General features: G+C 67.9%; 14 protein-coding genes. 11 read left to right on the top strand and 3 right to left on the bottom strand.

From position 1 onward, the window contains the following. Nucleotides 1–41 precede the first annotated feature (41 nt). The 3 genes from RH91_RS16760 to RH91_RS16750 all read right to left on the bottom strand — a co-directional run bounded on the left by RH91_RS16760 (nucleotide 42) and on the right by RH91_RS16750 (nucleotide 2,429). On the bottom strand, nucleotides 42–1,499 hold the full coding sequence (locus RH91_RS16760) for an AMP nucleosidase (protein ID WP_010164161.1): 1,458 nt from the start codon (nucleotides 1,497–1,499) through the stop codon (nucleotides 42–44). Between the two features lie 113 nt (nucleotides 1,500–1,612). After that, nucleotides 1,613–1,861 (bottom strand): hypothetical protein, encoded by a 249-nt coding sequence (locus tag RH91_RS16755; RefSeq protein WP_010164160.1) that lies wholly within the window; start codon nucleotides 1,859–1,861, stop codon nucleotides 1,613–1,615. An 88-nt stretch (nucleotides 1,862–1,949) separates the two neighbouring features. Beyond that, complete coding sequence (locus RH91_RS16750; protein ID WP_010164159.1) at nucleotides 1,950–2,429, bottom strand: peroxiredoxin; 480 nt, start codon at nucleotides 2,427–2,429, stop codon at nucleotides 1,950–1,952. Nucleotides 2,430–2,552: 123 nt separating this feature from the next. On the opposite strand from RH91_RS16750, the gene RH91_RS16745 reads away from it, so the two are divergent. The 11 genes from RH91_RS16745 to addA all read left to right on the top strand — a co-directional run bounded on the left by RH91_RS16745 (nucleotide 2,553) and on the right by addA (nucleotide 19,999). Beyond that, nucleotides 2,553–3,113 carry a YqgE/AlgH family protein gene (locus RH91_RS16745; protein WP_010164158.1) on the top strand — a complete coding sequence of 187 codons (561 nt, stop codon included), beginning with the start codon at nucleotides 2,553–2,555 and terminating at the stop codon, nucleotides 3,111–3,113. 130 nt (nucleotides 3,114–3,243) lie between these two features. Beyond that, on the top strand, nucleotides 3,244–4,659 hold the full coding sequence (gene ahcY / locus RH91_RS16740; RefSeq protein WP_010164156.1) for an adenosylhomocysteinase: 1,416 nt from the start codon (nucleotides 3,244–3,246) through the stop codon (nucleotides 4,657–4,659). 228 nt (nucleotides 4,660–4,887) lie between these two features. Next, nucleotides 4,888–8,025 (top strand): TonB-dependent receptor domain-containing protein, encoded by a 3,138-nt coding sequence (locus tag RH91_RS16735; protein ID WP_010164154.1) that lies wholly within the window; start codon nucleotides 4,888–4,890, stop codon nucleotides 8,023–8,025. Nucleotides 8,026–8,191: 166 nt separating this feature from the next. Continuing rightward, nucleotides 8,192–10,546 (top strand): sensor histidine kinase, encoded by a 2,355-nt coding sequence (locus tag RH91_RS16730; protein WP_010164152.1) that lies wholly within the window; start codon nucleotides 8,192–8,194, stop codon nucleotides 10,544–10,546. A gap of 52 nt (nucleotides 10,547–10,598) precedes the next feature. Further along, on the top strand, nucleotides 10,599–10,847 hold the full coding sequence (locus RH91_RS16725; protein ID WP_037478903.1) for a type II toxin-antitoxin system CcdA family antitoxin: 249 nt from the start codon (nucleotides 10,599–10,601) through the stop codon (nucleotides 10,845–10,847). Further along, a complete protein-coding gene (locus RH91_RS16720) occupies nucleotides 10,847–11,146 on the top strand; it encodes a CcdB family protein (protein WP_010164150.1) in 300 nt (99 codons plus the stop codon). The genes RH91_RS16725 and RH91_RS16720 overlap by 1 nt, the downstream gene beginning before the upstream one ends. Before the next feature lies 1 nt (nucleotide 11,147). After that, complete coding sequence (gene tsaE, locus RH91_RS16715) at nucleotides 11,148–11,588, top strand: tRNA (adenosine(37)-N6)-threonylcarbamoyltransferase complex ATPase subunit type 1 TsaE (RefSeq protein ID WP_010164149.1); 441 nt, start codon at nucleotides 11,148–11,150, stop codon at nucleotides 11,586–11,588. Then, nucleotides 11,585–12,553, top strand: coding sequence for an aminoglycoside phosphotransferase family protein (locus RH91_RS16710; RefSeq protein WP_010164148.1), 969 nt, complete (start codon nucleotides 11,585–11,587; stop codon nucleotides 12,551–12,553). Before tsaE ends, RH91_RS16710 begins: the two co-directional genes overlap by 4 nt. Continuing rightward, nucleotides 12,550–13,314 (top strand): nucleotidyltransferase family protein, encoded by a 765-nt coding sequence (locus tag RH91_RS16705; protein WP_010164147.1) that lies wholly within the window; start codon nucleotides 12,550–12,552, stop codon nucleotides 13,312–13,314. Before RH91_RS16710 ends, RH91_RS16705 begins: the two co-directional genes overlap by 4 nt. Next, a complete protein-coding gene (gene addB, locus RH91_RS16700; RefSeq protein ID WP_010164146.1) occupies nucleotides 13,307–16,252 on the top strand; it encodes a double-strand break repair protein AddB in 2,946 nt (981 codons plus the stop codon). Before RH91_RS16705 ends, addB begins: the two co-directional genes overlap by 8 nt. Before the next feature lie 297 nt (nucleotides 16,253–16,549). Then, on the top strand, nucleotides 16,550–19,999 hold the full coding sequence (gene addA / locus RH91_RS16695) for a double-strand break repair helicase AddA (protein ID WP_010164145.1): 3,450 nt from the start codon (nucleotides 16,550–16,552) through the stop codon (nucleotides 19,997–19,999). Nucleotides 20,000–20,027: the final 28 nt, after the last annotated feature.

Genomic DNA, 20,027 nt, shown 5'->3' with positions numbered 1-20,027 from the left:
TACAGCGGTCGAACGCGCCAGCGTGGCGGGGTTTCCGTGGCTTAGCGGAAGGGCGGCTCGTTGAACGCGCGCAGCTTGCGCGAGTGGAGCTTGTTCCCCTCGCGCCGCAGCTCCTCGCATGCCTCGATCCCGATCCGCATATGCTCGCTGATCGCGCGTTCGTAGAAGCGGTTGGCCTGGCCCGGCAGCTTCAGCTCGCCGTGGAGCGGCTTGTCCGACACGCACAGCAAGGTGCCGTAGGGCACCCGGAAGCGATAGCCCTGCGCCGCGATGGTCGCCGACTCCATGTCGATTCCGACCGCGCGCGACAGCGAGAAGCGCAAGGCCGAGCGCGAATATTGCAGCTCCCAGTTGCGGTCGTCGGTCGTCACGATCGTGCCGGTGCGCAGGCGGCGCTTGAGCTCGTCGCCGGTCTGGCCCGAGACCGTTTCGGCCGCGCGCGCGAGCGCGAGCTGGACCTCGGCGATCGCGGGGACCGGGATCTCGGGCGGAAGCACGTCGTCGAGGATATGATCGTCGCGCAGATAGGCGTGCGCGAGGACATAGTCGCCGATCCGCTGGCTCGGGCGGAGGCCGCCGCAATGGCCGATCATCAGCCATGCTTCGGGGCGGAGCACCGCGAGATGGTCGCAGATCGTCTTGGCGTTCGACGGACCGACGCCGATGTTGACGAGCGTGATCCCGGTGCCGTCCTCGGCCATCAGGTGATAGGCGGGCATCTGGTGCCGCCGCCACGCGCTTGTGTCGGCGAGCATCGCCTCGACGTCGTCGCCCGCGCGCATCAACACGCCGCCTGCGCCCGAGACACCGGTATAGCGGCTCGGCGTGCCGTCTGCGTGCGGCTCGAGCTGCGCGCACGCCCAGCGGACGAATTCGTCGACATAGCGATGGTAATTGGTGAACAGCACATAGCGCTGGACGTGCTCGGGCGGGGTGCCGGTGTAGTGCCGCAGCCGCGCGAGCGAGAAATCGGTGCGCAGGCCATCGAACAGCGCGAGCGGGCGGGGGCCACCGTTGAGCACGGCGTAGCGCCCGTCGGCTATCTCGTCGCCGATATGCGCGAGTTCGGTCGCGGGGAAATGCCGCGACAGTTCGACCGCGGATACCGCGTCGAGGCTGAGCGCATGGCCGGGATCGATCACATAGGGAAAGGGGATTTCCTGCCGGCCGGGGACCGCCTCGACGGTGACGTCGTAATCCTCGATCAGCAGGGTGAGCTGTTCGGTCAGATAGTCGGCGAAGATCGCGGGCTTGGTGACGCTGATCGCATAGGCGCCCTCGCTGACGAGCCGGCCGAACGACCGCGCGGGGACCGGGCGATCCTCGCCGCCGCGATAGTGGAGCCGGATCTCGGGATAGGCGAAGCTGCCATCCTTGCGGCTTTCCGGCGCGGGTGGCTGGCCGGTCGTGATGTAGGTGGTCAGTGCGGCCTGGAGCCGCTCGACCGAGGCGCGATACAGGCGATCGAGCTCGGCGACGATGTCGGATGCTTGCGTCATGATCAGCGGTTAAAGGCGGATCGTTACACTGGCAAGACCGGGTGGGGCAAGACCGGGGGGCGCAGAAGGGGAATAGCCGCCACCCCGACCATGGCCGGGGTGACGGGAAAGGCTTATTCGCCTTCGCGCAGTTTCTTCACGCCGATCACCGTACCGGCCACCGCTGCGGCTGCACCCGTCGCGATCGCGGCTGCTGCAACCGGATGTTCCTTCACGGCGCTGACCGTCGCTTTGAACGCGTCGGTGACCGCTTCCTGCGCCTGCGTCAGGATCGACGGATCGACCACCTTCTTCGCTTCGGACGCGGCCTTGTCGCCAAGATCCTGCACGGTATCGGTGGCCTGCTTGATAGCATCGGTCATGATAATCTCCCTTCGCGTGAAACGTGTTACGCGAAAGAAACGAAGTGCGGCGACCTGTGTTCCGCCGCCGCACTCGGTTCGTCGTGCCTTAGATTTCACTCAGCAGATGTTCGGCCGACGAAACCTTGAATTCACCGGGGGCCTCGACGTTGAGCTGCTCGACGACACCGTCGTTGACCAGCATCGAATAGCGCTGGCTGCGCTCGCCCATGCCGAACTTCGAGCCGTCGAAGGTCAGGCCGACCGCCTTGGCGAAATCGGCATTGCCGTCCGCGAGCATCGTGATGGCGCCGGCGTCGCTCGCCTTGCCCCAGGCACCCATGACGAACGCGTCGTTGACCGAGGTGAAGGCGATCTCGTCGATGCCCTTGGCCTTCAGGTCGGCAGCCTTGTCGACGAAACCGGGGAGGTGGCGCGCCGAGCAGGTCGGCGTGAAGGCCCCCGGAACCGCGACGAGCGCGACCTTGCGGCCCTTGAAGAAATCGTCCGAGCTGACCTGATCGGGGCCATCGGGCGTGACCTTGGTGAGCATGGTGGTAGGGACGCGGTCGCCGACGGTGATCGTCATGGGGAATCTCCTGATGCCGCCGCTCCGACACGGGATTGGGGAACGGCAGGCCGGTACGTCGTCCGAACGCCGGCAAATTTCAAGCGTGGCGACCATGCGGGAGCACGCCTATGATACCGGATGATGGAGTCGACGACATATCTGACCGGCCAGTTCCTGCTGGCGATGCCCGGGATCGGGGATACCCGTTTCGAGCGCGCGATCATCGCGATGTGCGCGCATGACGAGGAAGGGGCACTCGGGATCGGGATCGGCGCGACCTTGCCCGGGGTCGGGCTGCACGCGGTGCTCGAGCAGCTCGAGATCGATCCCGGCGTCGCGCCCAACGCCGCCGTGCACATCGGCGGTCCGGTCGAGCCACGGCGGGGCTTTGTCGTCCATAGCCAGGACTGGGGCGGGCAGGATACGGTCGGGGTTGCGAACCTGTGGGCCCTGTCGGGGACGACGGACGTCCTCCGCGCAATTGCGGCGGGGACCGGACCGTCGCGCTGGATCGTCGCGCTCGGCTATGCCGGCTGGGGGCCCGGGCAGGTCGATTCGGAAATGACGCGGCACGGCTGGTTCAGCACGCCTGGCGATCTCTCGATCCTGTACGACGCGGATGCCGCCCGCCGGTGGGAGCGCGCGTTCGGCGGGGCGGGGATCGATCCTCGCCTGCTCGCGAGCGGGGCCGGGACCGCCTGACGCCGCGACCCGCGGCGATCCCTGCGATCCGACCCGCAAAGGATGGAGCACATATAAAGACATCTTTATATTTGATCCGGGCATCATTCGGGATTAAAGGCGCGAGCATCAACCAAACCGGAGATGCCCCGTGGCCACCGTTCTCGACAAGCCGACCGACTATGTCGTCGCAGACATCAGCCTAGCCGATTTCGGTCGCGCAGAAATCAACATCGCCGAGACCGAGATGCCCGGCCTGATGGCGCTCCGCGAGGAATTCGGCGCGTCGCAGCCGCTCAAGGGCGCGCGCATCACCGGTTCGCTCCACATGACGATCCAGACCGCTGTGCTCATCGAGACGCTGACCGCGCTCGGTGCGGACGTCCGCTGGGCGACGTGCAACATCTTCTCGACGCAGGACCATGCCGCCGCCGCGATCGCCGCGTCGGGCGTGCCGGTGTTCGCGATCAAGGGCGAGAGCCTCGCGGATTATTGGGACTATGTCGGCAAGATCTTCGACTGGGACAATGGCGACGGCCAGACCTGCAACATGATCCTCGACGACGGCGGCGATGCCACCGCGTTCGCGCTCTGGGGCGCCAAGCTCGAGGCCGGCCATTCGTTCGGTGAGCCCGAGAATGAGGAAGAAGTCGAGATGCAGCGCGCCGTCAAGGCGTTCATCGCGAAGAAGCCCGGCTACCTCACCGACACCGTCAAGAACATCAAGGGCGTGTCGGAAGAGACCACGACCGGCGTTCACCGCCTGTACGCGATCGCCAAGAAGGGCGAGCTGCCGTTCCCCGCGATCAACGTCAACGACAGCGTGACCAAGTCGAAATTCGACAACCTGTACGGCTGCAAGGAATCGCTGGTCGACGCGATCCGTCGCGGCACCGACGTGATGCTCGCCGGCAAGGTCGCGACCGTCGCTGGCTTCGGTGACGTCGGCAAGGGGTCGGCGCAGTCGCTCCGCAACGGCGGCGCACGCGTGCTCGTGACCGAAGTCGATCCGATCTGCGCGCTGCAGGCGGCGATGGAGGGCTTCGAGGTCGTGACGATGGAAGAGGCGGTCACCCGCGCCGACATCTTCGTGACCGCGACCGGCAACGCCGACGTCATCACCGCCGACCACATGCGCGGCATGAAGAACATGGCGATCGTCTGCAACATCGGCCACTTCGACTCCGAGATCCAGATCTCGGCGCTGTCGAACTACAAGTGGACCGAAGTGAAGCCGCAGGTCGATCTCGTCGAGTTCGACGACGGCAAGCAGATCATCATCCTGTCGAAGGGCCGTCTTGTTAACCTGGGTAATGCTACGGGGCATCCGTCGTTCGTGATGTCGGCCAGCTTCACCAACCAGACGCTGGCGCAGATCGAGCTGTTCACCAACCCCGAGCAGTATAAGAACGACGTCTACGTCCTGCCCAAGCACCTCGACGAGAAGGTTGCGGCGCTTCACCTCGAAAAGCTCGGCGTGAAGATGACCCAGCTGACGAAGAAGCAGGCCGACTATATTGGCGTGCCGGTCGAGGGTCCGTTCAAGCCCGACCACTATCGTTACTGATGTAACTTTTTTCATTCTTTCGAATGATCATTCAGGCGGCAAGCGAGAGCTTGCCGCCTTTTTGTTACGGTCAAGAAACAGATTGTTGCACCACTGCAACATATTCTAACAAACGCGTTACATTCGTAAATCCACCGTTTCCATCCTGTCGTCTTGCCCGCAGACAGGCCCCGCCGGGGGGCGAGTATTTCCAAAGGGCTTGTGATGCGTCTCCGTACTTCTTCCGTCTTGCTGCAGACGTCCGTGCTCGCCCTGTGCGCCGCCGGGGCAGCGCCAGCCTTCGCACAGACCGCCGCGCCCGTCAGCGCGCCGCAGACGCAGCAGGGGTCGGCAACGCCCGCGCTGCCGACCGAGCAGGCACCGTACCAGACCAACCCGGCGACCCCCGGGCAGCCGACGACGCCGCAGGGCGCGCCCGTCGCGGCCGATGCAGCGCCCGCCGATGCGGCCCCGGCAGCAGCGCCCGCCGACATCGTCGTCACCGGCTCGCGCATCGCACGCCCGACGCTCGATTCGACCATCCCGGTCACGACGCTGACCGCCGCCGAACTGACGCGCACCGGGTCGATCTCGGTCGGCGACGTGCTCAACGACCTGCCGTCGATCCGCTCGACCTACAGCCAGGCGAACTCGACGCAGTTCATCGGCACGACCGGGGTCAACTACCTCGATCTGCGCGGCCTTGGCGTCACTCGTACGCTGGTGCTGGTCAACGGCCGCCGTCACATCACGTCTTCGGCCGGCGACTTCCTGGTCGACACCAACACGATCCCGACCGATCTGCTCGACCGCGTCGACGTCGTCACCGGCGGCAGCTCGGCGGTTTACGGGTCGGACGCGATGGCGGGCGTCGTCAACTTCGTGCTCAAGCGGAACTTCAGCGGTGCGTCCCTCAACGCGCAGGCGGGTCTTACCGACCGCGGCGGCAAGGGGACGCAGCGCATCTCGGGGACGTTCGGCCAGAACTTCGCGGACGGGCGCGGCAACATCGCGCTCAACCTCGAATACAACAACACCGAGCTGGTCACCTTTGCGGACCGCGGCGACCTGACCGGCGCGTTCACCGGCCGTAACCAGTTCCAGCAGGTCGACAATCCGTCGCTCGACAACACCGTCCCCGACCGCACGTTCCTGAGCGGCGTTCGCAGCTACGGCTATGACAATGGCGGCAACTTCGTCGCCTATAACGGGACCAGCCTGCGCAACTGTTCGGGCGGCGTCGCGGCGGCGTGCCTCGCTAACGGTTTCCCGCGGATTTACGGGTTCAACAGCGACGGCAGCCTGTCCGAGTATAACTACGGGCGCGATTTCCGTCCGGCGGGCAGCAACAACAACCAGGGCGGCTCCGGGGGGATCCTAAACGACCGTGGTACGCTGAACCCCTCGCTTCAGCGGTATGTCGCCAACGTCATCGGTCACTTCGACGTGTCCGAAGCGTTCAAGCCGTTCATCGAAGCGAAGTTCGTGCGCGTCGATGCCTTCAGCCAGGGAACGCCGACGTTCGGCCAGGGCGGCGAGCAGGGCGCCGGCGCGGATGCGGGGACGTATCTCGGATCGGGTGTGCCGATCTTCTTCGATAACGCCTATCTCCAGCCCGGCGCCGCGGCGACGATCCGGTCGCAGCTGCCGGCGGGCGCGACCTTCTTCCGCCTCAACCGCAACAACAACGACCTTGGAACGCGCGACGAGTTCGATCGGCGTGATACGTACCGGTTCGTCGGCGGGGTCGAAGGGACGTTCAACGACGACTGGAAGTACGACGTCTCGGTCAACTACGGCGAATTCCACAGCAATTCGATCTTCTACAACAACCGCATCGAATCGCGCTTCCAGAAGGCTGCGGATGCCGTGCGCAACGGCGCGGGGCAGATCGTCTGCCGCGTAAACCAGGCCTCGGTGACCGATCCGAGCTGCGTTCCGATCAACCTGTTTGGCGACGGCGCGCCGAGCCAGGCCGCACTGAACTACGTCAACACCACCTCGACCAGCCGTTCGAAGGCGACCGAGCTCGACATCAACGCCAACCTCGTCGGCGACAGCTCGCAGCTGTTCGAGCTGCCGGGCGGACCGGTCAAGTTCGCGATCGGCGGCGAGTATCGTCGCGAGACCGCGTTCCAGGCGTATGACGATACGATCAAGGGCGGTGACACGTTCTTCAACGCGATCCCCGATTTCGCGCCCCCGTCGTTCGAGGTGAAGGAAGCGTACGGCGAAATCGAACTGCCGCTGCTCAAGAACCTGCCGTTCGCGCAGGAATTGACGGTCAACGGCGCAGGTCGCGTCGCCGACTACAAGGGCTCCACGGGCACGGTATTCGCCTATAACGCGGGCGTCATCTACGCGCCGATCCGAGACGTGAAGTTCCGGGTGAACTATTCGCGCTCGGTCCGCGCACCGACGTTGAGCGATCTGTACGCGTCCAACTCGCAGAACTTCGACCTGCTCAACGATCCCTGCGACGTGAACTACATCAACAAGGGTCGCTCGACGCGTGTCGCGAATTGCGCGGCGGCGGGGGTTCCGGCGGGCTTCGTCAACGATATCGCGCGTGCAGGCAGCACCGAGTTCCTGTCGGGCGGCAACCCCAACCTGTCGGCGGAAACGTCGCGCAGCTGGACCTTCGGTGCGATCTTCCAGCCGCGGTACCTGCCCGGCCTGTCGATCACGGCGGACTGGTATGACGTCAAGATCAGCAACATCATCAGCGCGGTCGGGGCGCAGACGATCCTGGATGCCTGCTATGACGGCACCTCGCTCGACAACCAGTTCTGCCGCCTGATCAATCCGCGCCAGGCCAACGGCACGTTCGCGCGCCCGGCGCTGCTGCAGGCCACGGTCAACTATTCGGCCCGCGACGCGCGCGGGCTCGATCTGGACGTTGCCTACAACCACGCGTTCGACGGTTCGAACAAGCTCGCGCTGCGGTTCGTCGGAACCTATGTCGATACGCGGACCGACTATCCGTATCTCGACACGCCTGATCGTCCGGAACGGATCAAGGGCGAGCTCGGCGATCCGGTCTACAACTTCAACGTATCGGCGGATTACACGCACAAGAACGTCACGCTCGGCTATCAGCTGCGCTACATCGGTCGGCAGACGGTCACCGACTGGGAATCGTCGTTCACCACCTACGGCGTGGCCCCGCTCGATCCCTATTATGCGGACCGGACCTTCTACCCGTCGGTCGTCTATCACGCGATCCGCGCGACGGTCGAAGTCAACAAGCAGTTCCGGCTGTATGGCGGCGTCGACAACCTGACCGACAAGAAGCCGCCGTACGGCCAGCTCGGCATCAGCGACGGTGGCGCGATCTACGACAACGTCGGGCGCTATATGTACGTCGGCGCTTCGGTTAAGCTCTGACACTTGCCTTCGCACCTTGCGGAAGAACGAAAGGCCCGGCGGTTTGCCGGGCCTTTTTTCTTGATCTGTGCGGCACATCGGCCGCACCCTCTGTCCAGGCGGCGGGACCGGTGGTAGCGCGTGGGATAGCGAAGGAACGGGCGATGCGCCGTCGCGAAGGGGCGGAATGATCGGGTTGGTGCACAGTTCGCTGCTGCTCAGCGGGGTAGGGCTGGCGGTGCTCCTGACGGGAGCGTCGCTGATCCTGTACCGTGGATTGCGTGCGCGCCGCGAGGCGGCGGCGACCTTTGCCGACAATGCGCGGCTGTCCGCGATGCTGGCGTCCGCCCCCGCGCTCGCAATGATCGTCCGCGCGGATGGTCGGGTCGACTGTCCCGAACGGCTTGCCGACTGGTTCGGCCTGGCGAGCCCGCCACGCTATCTCAACGATCTGTCGGTGCATGGCGGCGGCATTGCGCCCGACGACTTCGCGTTGCTCGCGGGCGATGTCGCGGCGGCGCAGAAATCGGGTCGCGCCTTCTCGCGCGCGATACGCGCGCTGGGCTCGTCGCGCGCGCTGATGATCCGCGGCAGCCGCGCGGCGCGGGACGTGCGCATCTCCGGGGGCGTGATCCTCTGGGTCTTCGACGCAACCGAGAGCGAAGCGGAAATCGCCGGACTGCGCCGCGCCGTCGACGACGCGACGATGCATTATGACGAACTCAGCGGGATCATCCAGGCTGCGCCGATGCCGATGTGGTATCGCGGGTCGGACCTGCGGCTGGCGATGGTCAACTCGCATTATGTCGATGCGGTCGAGGGCGTCTCGCCCGAGGACGTCGTCCAGCGCGGGCTTGAACTGGTCGAAGGGTCGGGCGTCGGCGGGCCGCTGGCGAGCGCAGTGCTCGCGCGCGATGCGCGGGCAATCCAGACGCAGGCGCTCCCCGCGACGATCCGCGGCGAGCGGCGGATGCTGCGGGTATATGATGCGCCGCTATCGACCGGCGGGGTCGCCGGCTTCGCGATCGACATCGAGGATCTCGAACAGGCGCGCGCGCAGCTCAAGCGCTTCGACGACGCGCAGCGCGCGATGCTCGATCGCGTCTCGGCGGCGGTGGTGCAGTTCGGCGCGGACCGGGCGCTCGTCTTCTGCAACCAGCCGTTCCGCCGGATCTTCGCGATGAAGCCCGAATGGCTGGCGGACCGCCCCGAGTTCGACCGCGTGCTCGAGCGGATGCGCGAGGCGTCCAGGCTCCCCGAAGTGCGCGACTTCCCCGGCTGGAAGGCGGAGCGGCGCGACTGGTTCCTCGCGGCGGGCGGCGCGATCGAGGAGGAGTGGCATATCCCCGGCGGGGTGCATCTGCGCGTCGTGGCGCAGCCCTTGCCCGACGGTGGCCTGCTGTTGATCTTCGAGGATCGTACAGAGCAGGTCCAGCTCGCCAGCGCGCGCGACACGCTGCTGCGCGTCCGCACCGCGACGTTCGAGAATTTGTACGAGGCGCTCGGCGTCTTCGCGGCGGATGGACGGCTGCAATTGTGGAACAACAAGTTCCGTACGCTGTGGGGGTTCGAGGAAGCCTTCCTCGCCACGCACCCGCGCGTCGACGTGCTCGCGGAGGCCGCCGCGAAACAGCTCGCCAACCCGTCGCGGTCGACCCTCATCGGCGACCTCGTCCGCGCCGCGACGGTCGAGCGGCAGCAGCGCGCGGGGCGCGTCGCCTTCGCCGATGGCCGCCATTATGAATTCGCCGCGGTTCCGCTCCCGGACGGCAACGGGCTGTTCACGATGCTCGACATCTCGGACAGCCGCCGGATCGAACGCGCGCTGCGCGACCGCAACGAGGCGCTGGAGGCGGCGGACCGGATCAAGACCGCATTCGTCGCGACGATGAGCTACGAACTGCGCACGCCTTTGACGTCGATCAGCGGGTTCGCCGAAATGCTCAACGAGGGCTATGCCGGCAAGCTCAGCAAGGCGGCGGAAGGCTATGTCGAGGCGATCCTCGAATCGGTCGAGCGGCTCGGGATGCTGGTCGACGAAGTGCTCGACCTGACGCAGGCCGAAGGCGGGACCGCGGTGCTCGACAAGCGCGACGTCGACCTCACCGTCACCGCGCAGGCCGCCGCCGCGTCGGTCGCGCCGCTCGTCGCCAAGCGCAAGCTCGATTTCGCCGTCGAGCTGCAGCCGTCGATCGGGCATGTGTTCGGCGATGCGCGACGGCTCCAGCAAATGATCGAGCATCTGTTGCGCCACGCGGTCGCGGGGACGCGCGAGGGCGGGCGGATCCTGTTGCATGTCGATGGGACCGCGGGCGCGGTACGGCTGATTGTCTCGGATGACGGGATCGGGATGAGCCAGCAGATGGTCGCGCGCGCATTCGACCGGTTCGGGCAGCCCGGCATCACGCGCAACGGCGAGCGCGCGCTGGGGCTCGGTTTGCCGCTCGCGCGGCAGTTCGCCGAAGGGCATGGCGGGACGATCGCGCTGGTGTCGGAACCCGGCGAGGGGACGTTGATCACGGTGACGTTGCCGCGCCGCTGACTTGTGCGAGGCGGGCTATGCGCATAGGTTCTGCGCATAGCGGGAGGGCAGGATGGCGCGGGTTCGGGAAGATCGTACTGCGTTTCGCCGCCCCACCAACGTGACGCTCGACGAGCAGCTCGTTGCGGCGGCGAAGGACCTCGGCATCAATCTGTCGCGCGCCTGCGAACAGGGCCTGAGCGACGCGGTCAGCGCCGAGCGCATCCGCCGGTGGCAGGAGGACAATCGCGCGGCGCTGGAGGCAGCCAATGCCTATGTTGCTGAATATGGATTACCGCTCGCCAAATACCGGATGTTCTGATGGCCCGGTTCGACGTGTATCGCGGCGCAGCGGGGCAGGGCTATCTGCTCGATTGCCAGACGGACTATCTCTCCGGCCTCAACACCCGGCTGACGGTGCCGCTGTTCCTGCGAGAGAATTTCCCGCGCTATGCTGCACGGCTCAATCCGGTGTTCCAGGTCGAGGGGAAAGCCGTCGTCATGCTGACGCAATATGCGTCGGCGATCGAGACACGCCATCTCGGCGAGCATGTGACGTCCCTCGCCGATCAACAGGATGCGATCATGAATGCGCTCGACATGCTGCTGACGGGGTATTGAGATGATCCTTGCCGATCCCGCCGCGACCGAGGCGCTGGGCGCGCGGCTCGCTGCGCTGGCGCGCCCGGGCGACGTGGTGACACTTGCGGGACCGCTCGGCGCGGGGAAGACGAGCATCGCGCGTGGGTTGCTCGCGGCGCTGGGGCTCGCGGGGGAGGCGCCGTCGCCGAGCTTTGCGATCGTCCAGCCCTATGCGCCGCCCGAGGTGCGGTTTCCGGTGCTCCACGTCGACCTGTACCGGATCGACGATGCGGGCGAACTCGACGAACTCGGGCTCGACGAGGCGGAAGGCGATTCGCTGTTGCTTATCGAATGGCCCGAACGCGCCCCCGGCTATTGGCCGAACGCGCTGCAACTGACGCTGGCGATGGCGGAAGACGGCGGGCGTCGCTTGACAGCCGACGTCCCGCCGGGCTGGAGAGAGCGATGGCAGCAGATATGACTCCCCCCGTCGCCGCAGCGGCGTTCCTCGCGGCGCACGGCTGGCCCGACGCCCGAATCGAACCGGTGGCGGGCGACGCTTCGTTCCGGCGGTATTTCCGTGTGATCGCGGGATCGCGCAGCGCGATCCTGATGGATGCGCCGCCGCCGCAGGAGGATCCGCGCCCGTTCCTCGAGATCGCGCGCTGGTTGACCGGGCGCGGTTTCGCCGCGCCGGAGATCCATGCGACCGACCTCGACACCGGGCTCGTCCTGCTCGAGGATTTTGGCGACGTGCGAATGCGCGAGACGATCGACGCCGCGCCCGAGCGCGAGGCCGCGCTGTATCGCTCGGCGATCGACACGCTGGTACGACTGCAGCAGGAAGAGGCAGCGCCGGTGCCGCGCTATGACCTCGAAGTGCTCCACCGCGAGGCCAATCTGCTGACCGAATGGTATTGCCCGGCGATCGGAGTCACGCCGGATCAGGCCGCTTATGACGCGGCATGGGATGCGGTGCTGGGTACGACGTTGCACGGCACGATGGTCACGGTGCTGCGCGATTTTCATGCCGAGAACCTGATGCTGCTGGACGAGGGCGACTCGCTCGGCCTGCTCGATTTCCAGGACGCGCTGGCTGGGCATCCTGCCTATGATCTCGTCTCCCTGCTGCAGGATGCGCGGCGCGACGTCGATCCCGCGGTCGAGGCGGCGATGCTGGATCATTACCGCGGAGCAACCAACGCGGACGACGCGTTCGACGTCGCCTACCACGTCCTCGGCGCGCAGCGGAACGCCAAGATCGTCGGCATCTTCACGCGGCTGTGGCAACGCGACGGCAAGCCGCGTTACGCCGCCTTGTGCCCGCGCGTCTGGCGCTATCTCGAGCGCGACCTCGCGCATCCCGCGCTTGCCCCGGTCAAGGCGTGGTTCGACGCGACGATCCCGCCCGATCTGCGCGGAAACCCGATGGAGATCGCCGCGTGATCGACCCCAAGCGCACGCTGCATATCCGGCCCGATCCCGGCGGCACGGTGCCAAAGACCGCGATGGTGATGGCCGCAGGGCTCGGCAAGCGCATGCGTCCGCTGACCGCGACGCGCCCCAAGCCGCTGGTCGTGGTGAACGGCCGCGCGCTGATCGACCATGTGTTCGACCGGCTCCGCGCGAGCGGGATCGAGCGCGCGGTGGTCAACGTCCATTACCTCGCCGACACGCTCGAGGCGCATCTGCGCAACCGCGTCGACGGGATCGATGTGGTGGTGTCGGACGAGCGCAAGCAGTTGATGGAGACGGGTGGCGGGATCGTCCAGGCGCGCGACCTGATCGGGGACGCGCCGTTCCTCGTCGTCAACAGCGACAATCTGTGGGTCGATGGCCCGTCCGATGCGATCCGGATGCTGGCGGCGGCATGGGATGACGCGAAGATGGACTCGCTTCTCCTGCTCGTCCCGCTCGCGCGCGCGAACCATCATGCCGGGGAGGGGGATTTCCGGCTTGCGGCGGACGGGCGGATCACCGGGAGACGCCAGCCGGGCAAGCTCGCGCCGTTCGTCTATACCGGGGTCCAGATCCTGTCACCGCGCGTGATCGCCGACTGGCCCGAGGGGCCGTTCTCCACGATGCTGTTCTGGGAACGCGCGATCGCGGCGGGGCGCGCTTACGGGATGGTGCATCAGGGGCTGTGGTTCGATGTCGGCACCCCCGCCGCGGTCGGCAAGACCGAGGCGATGCTCGCGGATGGCTGAGTCCGTCCGGCCCACGATCTTCACGATACCTGCCCACCGTGCGTTTGCCGATGCGCTGGCGGCGGGGCTGATCCGCCAATTTGGCGGCGACGATCTGGGTCTCGCGCGCGGGCTGGTGTTGCTCCCCAACAATCGCGCCAAGCGCGCGCTGACCGATGCGTTCGTCCGCGCGAGCGAAGGCGGGTTGCTGCTGCCGCGGATGGTCGCGATCGGCGATCCTGCGCTCGACGAGGGCGTGGGCGCGGCGCTCGACCCGGCGGATACGGCCGAGCCGATCCCGCCCGCGGTCGAGCCGCTCCAGCGGCGGATGATCCTGGCGCGGTTGATCACCGAGGAACGCGCGCGGGGCGGGCAACCGGTCGATGCGGCGGAAGCGGTGCGGCTCGCGGGCGATCTCGCGCGGACGCTCGACCAGTTGCTGGTCGAGGATGTCGCGCCGATCCGGTTGCGGCAGATCGAGCTCAACGAGGCGATGTCGGCGCATTGGGAACGCGCGCTCGCGCTGTTCGAGATCGTGCTGGATCGCTGGCCGGGTGAATTGGCGCGGATCGGGCGGATCGATCTCGCGGACCGGCGCGCGCGGTTGCTGCGGCGGCTGGCGGAACGCTGGGACGCTTCGCCCCCGCCGGGGTTCGTCTGCGCGGCGGGGATCACCGACAGCGCGCCCGCGGTGGCGCGGTTGCTACGTTGCGTCGCGGATAGCCCGCGCGGGATGGTCGTGATGGCGGATCTCGCGATCGCGATGGACGAGGACGAGTGGCAGGCGCTCGGGCCGCACCGGTTCGATCCCGACAGCGGGATGACGCGGCGCTCGATCGAGACGCATCCGCAATTCCATCTCAAGCTTTTGCTCGAACGGATGAGCGTCAACCGCACCGAAGTCCGCCAATGGCGCGACGGGAGCGATCATGACGCGACGGTCGCGCGTGGCAAGGCGGTCGCCAATGCGCTCGCGGCGGCGGATGCGACCGCGCGGTGGAGCGACCTGCCCGCGGAACAGCGGCGGTTGGGCGGAATCACCGCCGCCGAACTCGCGACGCCGGGGGAAGAGGCGCAGGCGATCGCGCTCGCGTTGCGCGAAGTTGCGGAGACGCCGGGGCGGACGGCGGCGCTGGTCACGCCCGACCGGGGGCTGGCACGGCGGGTGTCGGCGCATTGCAAGCGGTGGGACATTACGGTCGACGATTCGGCGGGCCGACCGTTGTCGATTCTGCCGCCGGGGACGCTGCTCACCGCGCTGGCCGAGGCCGCGACGCAGCGGTTTGCGCCGCTTGCGCTGCTGACGCTGCTCAAGCATCCGCTGGTGCGCTCGGGGCCCGAGCGGACGGTGTGGCTGGATGGCGTGCGCGCGCTCGACCGGGTGCTGCGCGGGCCGCGTCCGGCGGCGGGGCTGGCGGGGATCGATGCGCATTTGCGCGTTGCGCGGCATGCTGGCGATGCGACCGCCTGGTGGCCCGAGGCGCGTGCATTGCTCGAGCCGCTCGAGCCGTTGTTCGCGCGCGATGCGCCGCTTGCCGCGCTGATCGCGGGGCTGCGCGAGACCGCGCAGGCGCTGTGTGGCGACGCCTTGTGGGCGGGGCCGAACGGGCGCGCTGCTGCGGAATTGCTGCGCAGCATCGAGGATCATGCTGCAGAGGGTCCGGCGCTGGTCGACCCTGCGAGCCTCGCGCCGTTGCTGACGACGTTGATGGCCGAGGTCGCGGTGCGCGCGCAGCAGGGCGGGCATCCGCGGATCGCGATCTACGGGTTGATCGAGGCGCGGCTGCAGACTGCGGACGTGATGATCCTCGGCGGTCTCAACGAGGGAACGTGGCCGGGTCTGCCCGCGCCCGACCCGTGGCTTGCGCCGCGGATCCGGATCGTGCTCGGGCTTCCGGGACTCGACCGTGGCGTCGGCATGGCGGCGCACGATCTCGCGCAGGCGCTCGGCGCGCCCAGCGCGCTGATCACGCGTGCGCGCCGGGGCGGGACGCAGCCCGCAATCGCGTCACGCTTCTGGCTGCGGTTACAGGCGCTCGCGGGCGAGCGGTTCGAGCGTGCGGCCGCACTGGAAGGCTGGGTGCGCGCGCTTGACGATCCGGGCGAGTATCTTCCCGCCGAGCGCCCGGTCCCGGTGCCGCCCGCGGAACGCCGCCCGACGACGATTGCGGTGACCGACGTCGACCGGCTCAAGGCCGATCCCTACGCCTTCTACGCCAAGCGCATCCTCGGGCTGACCCAGCTCGACCCGGTCGACGCCGATCCGAGCGCCGCGTGGCGCGGGACTGCGGTGCATGCGATCCTCGAGCAATGGGCGCGCGAGGACAAGTGCGCGCTCGACACGCTTCACGGTCGCGCGCTCGCGATGTTCGACGGGGCGCATCCGATGCAGCGTGCGCTCTGGCGACCGCGGTTGATGGAGGCGATCGGCTGGATCGTCGCCGAGATGGGCAAGCAGGCGGATGCCGGTCGCGTCGTGCTCGATGTCGAGCAATCGGGCACCGTGCCGGTCGCGGGCGTGACGCTGACCGGCAAGTTCGACCGGATCGACCGCAATCCCGACGGGACGCTTGCGATCATCGATTACAAGACCGGCAAGGCGCCGTCGGCGGCGGCGGTGCGCGAGGGGTTCAGCCTGCAGCTCGGGCTGCTCGGGCTGATCGCGGAGCGCGGCGGGTTCAAGGATATCGCGGGGATCGCGCGCGGGTTCGAATATTGGTCGCTGACCAAGAATGGCGATGCGTTCGGCAAGGTGTCGTCGCCGGTCGATCCGGCGGGGAAGCTCGACAAGGTGCTGCCCGAGGATTTCGTCGCGTTGGCGACGCGGCATTTCAGCGACGCGGCGGGGGAATGGCTGACGGGCATGCGCGGGTTCGAGGCGAAGCTGCACCCGGACTATGCGCCGTTTGCGGAGTACGACCAGTTGATGCGGCGGGACGAATGGTATGGGCGTGAATAGTCGCGGGGCGCGTCCGATCGCCTACTCCTGTCCGTTCGTATTAAGCGGAGTCGAGAAACCGGTCACGGCGCAGGTTTCTCGACTTCGCTCGAAACGAACGGTTCGGGGTGGAACGGTTTGGATGGGGAGCGTTTCCCCCCTGATCGCTTCCCCGGCGAAGGCCGGGGCCCAGTCGGTATGGCCGATGTTGGGCAACGCTGCGCTCTCAAACTTCTCGCTCGCTCCTGGGCCCCGGCCTTCGCCGGGGAAGAAGATTTTCGCTCTGGAATGCTCCGGCCCAGAGCGGAGCGCCCCGCAATGAGTGAACCCAAAGGCCACCGCCCGCTCCCGATCCTCAAAGACGCGCAGGCGCGCGCGAGCGATCCCGAGGGTCATGTCTGGCTGTCCGCCTCGGCCGGCACCGGCAAGACGCAGGTGCTCACCGCGCGCGTCTACCGACTGTTGCTGCGCGGGGTCGATCCCGCCGCGATCCTGTGCCTGACCTTCACCAAGGCGGGCGCGGCCGAAATGGCGGGGCGGATCGGTGACCGGCTCGCGGCGTGGGTCCGGATGCCCGATCCCGATCTCGCGCGCGACCTCCATGCGCTCGGCGAGGACCCGTCGCCCGCGCTCAAGCAACGCGCGCGGACGTTGTTCGCGCGGGTGCTCGATGCGCCCGGCGGCGGGATCCGAATCCAGACGATCCACGGCTTCTGCCAGAGCCTGTTGTCGGGCTTCCCGGTCGAGGCGGGGCTGGTTCCCGGCTTCCGCCCGATCGAAGCGCGCGAGGAAGCGGTGATGGCCCGCGACGCGCTCGCGGAAATGCTCGTCGCGGCGGAGACCCAGGGGCGCGAACAGACCATCACCACCGTCGGCGCGCTCAGCCTGCGGCTGGGTGAGGGCGAGGCGGAACGCTTCCTGCTCGCCTGCGCGCGCGCGCCTGCCGCGATGGCGGAGCTGCCCGGCGGGGAGGGCGTCCGCCCGTTCATTCGCCGCGCGCTCGATCTGCCGACCGGCGATATCGAGGGCGCGATCTGCGATGCGTGCAGCGACAGCGAATTCGATGTCGACAGCGTCGCGCGGCTTGCGGCGGCGAACCGCGCGTGGGGGACCGCGACCGGTGGCAACCATGCCGACATCGCCGAATGCTGGGTCGAGGCGACGCCGGAGATGCGCGCGCGGATGCTCGGCGACCTGATCGGCGTGCCGTTCACCGCCAAGCGCGAACCGCGCAAATATTCGCCCAAGCTGATCGCCGCGGACGAGGATTATGCCGGGATCGCGATCGAGGTCGGCGATGCCTGCGCCGCCTTGCTGGGCCTGCGCGAACGCGCCGCCTACGCCGACCTGCTCGCCGACGCGCTGGTCGTCGGGCGCGATTATGCCGCGACCTATGATCGCGCGAAGCGCCGCCTCGGCGCGGTCGATTTCGACGATCTGATCCGCGCGACGATCCTGTTGCTGCAACAGCCCGGGATGGGCGAATGGGTCCGCTACAAGCTCGACCAGGCGACCGAGCATGTCCTGATCGACGAGGCGCAGGACACCAACCCCGAGCAATGGGCGATCATCCGCGCGCTCGCCGAGGAGTTCTTCGCGGGCGACGGCAGCCACGGCGAGCGCGTCCGCACGCTGTTCACGGTCGGCGACTTCAAGCAGGCGATCTTCGGCTTCCAGGGCACCGACCCGAAATATTTCGGCGCGGCCGAGCTCGATTTCGGGCGACGCGCGGAGGCCGCGTGGGAGGCGGACAGCGAGGAACGCCAGCGCACCGGCGCGATGCGCGCGCGGCCGTGGCATCGGCTGTCGCTGACGCAATCGTTCCGCTCGACCCGGCCCGTGCTCGAATTCGTCGACGCGGCAATCGAACTGCTGCCCGAACCCGGTCTCGGCCTGTTCGTCGAGGCCGAACGCCATGCGAGCGAAGTCCCCGGTCCCGGCACGGTCAGCCTGTGGCCGCTCGTCGTCGCGGGCGGGAGTGACGAGGATGAGGAAAGCTGGGTCAGCGATTCGACCCGCGCGCTCGCGATCCAGATCGCGCGGACGCTCAAGGGCTGGGTCGGTACGCTGATGCTCGAGAGCAAGGGGCGGACGCTGCGGCCCGAAGATATCATGATCCTCGTCAAGCGGCGCGGCGAACTCGCATCGCTGATCGTTGCGCGGCTGTATGCCGAGGGCGTGCCGGTCGCGGGCGTCGACCGGTTGCGGCTCAACGCGCCGCTGTCGGTGCAGGATCTGCTCGCCGCGATCCGCTTCGTGCTCCAGCCGGAGGACGACCTGTCGCTCGCGTCGTTGCTGGTGTCGCCGCTGATCGGGTGGAGCCAGGACCGGCTGATGCACGCAGCCCCCAAGCGCGCGGTCAGCCTGTGGCGGCATATCGCGCGCAACGAACCGCGCGGCGATCTGGCGGCGCTGTATGCGATGCTCGACCGCGCCGACATCGCAACGCCCTACCAGTTCCTCGAGGAACTGCTGTCGGGGCCGCTCGGCGGGCGGCGCAAGCTGTTGCGGCGGCTCGGGCAGGAAGCGCGCGATCCGATCGAGGAACTGCTCAGCGCGGCGCTCGACTTCGAATCCCTCGGCACGCCGTCGCTGCAACGTTTCCTCGACTGGTTCGACCGTGGCGAGGTCGAGATCAAGCGCGATCCGTCCGCGCCGCTGGATGCGGTGCGGGTGATGACCGCGCATGGGGCGAAGGGATTGCAGGCGCCTTTGGTGATCCTCGCGGATGCGGCGGTCGATCCGACCCGCTCGCCGCGCGCAACGCTCAAGTGGCAGGCGGGGGAGATGGCGGCGGCGCTGCCGATCATCCGTCCGCGCAAGGGCGAGGCGACCGGGCCGCTCGCGGTGCTGGTCGACGAGGCGGCGGCGCGCGATCTGGAGGAGCATTGGCGGCTGTTCTATGTCGCGGCGACGCGCGCGGAGGAACGGCTGGTGATCGCCGGGTCGGTCGGGCCGAGCGCGAAAGGCGTTGCGCCCGAGGCTAGTTGGTATGCCGCCGCCGACCGTGCGCTGACCGCGCTCGGTTTCTCGGCCGAGACTGCACCACGCGATTTTGTCGGCCACGCGCCGCAGAAGCCGGTGCCGCTTGCGGGGGCGCGGGCGGGCGGCGTGCGTGCGCCCGATCCGGTGCCCGACTGGGCGCTGCGGGTCGCGCCGGTCGAATCGCGCCCGCCACGCCCGCTCGCGCCGTCGTCGCTCGGCGACGATGCGGTGGCGGATGCGCCACCGACCCCGGCGATGCGCGATGCGGCAGAACGCGGGCGGCTGATCCACGCGCTGTTCGAGCGGTTGCCACCGGTCGCGCCGCAGGACCGCGGGGTGGCGGCGGATCGCTGGTTGGAGCGGAGCGGTGCGGTCGCCGATCCTGCCGCACGCGTGGCGATTGCCGCGCCGGTGCTCGCGGTGCTCGACGATCCGCGACTGGCGGACGCGTTCGGGGAGCGGTCGCTGGCGGAGGCGCCGATTGCAGCAGTCTTGCCCGACGGGTTCGTCGTGTCGGGGACGGTCGACCGGTTGCTGGTCGAGCCCGACCGGATCCGCATCGTCGACTTCAAGACCGGGCGCAGCGTGCCTGCGACCGAAGGCGATATCCCGCCCTATCATATCAAGCAGATGGCGGCCTATGCCGCGGCGCTCGGGGTGATCTTCCCGGGGCGGACGATCGAGGCGGCGTTGCTCTATACCAGCGGGCCGCTGTTGCATCTGTTGTCGCCGCAGGCATTGGCGGCAAACAAGCCCGGCTTTGCGGATGCGGAGCAAAGCTAGGCTTCATGCGCTTGAGCAACGATGCGTG

It is taken from the genome of Sphingomonas sp. PAMC 26617 (assembly GCF_000242835.1).
Classification (GTDB): domain Bacteria; phylum Pseudomonadota; class Alphaproteobacteria; order Sphingomonadales; family Sphingomonadaceae; genus Sphingomonas.
This window is presented reverse-complemented; position numbering and strand designations above follow the sequence as displayed.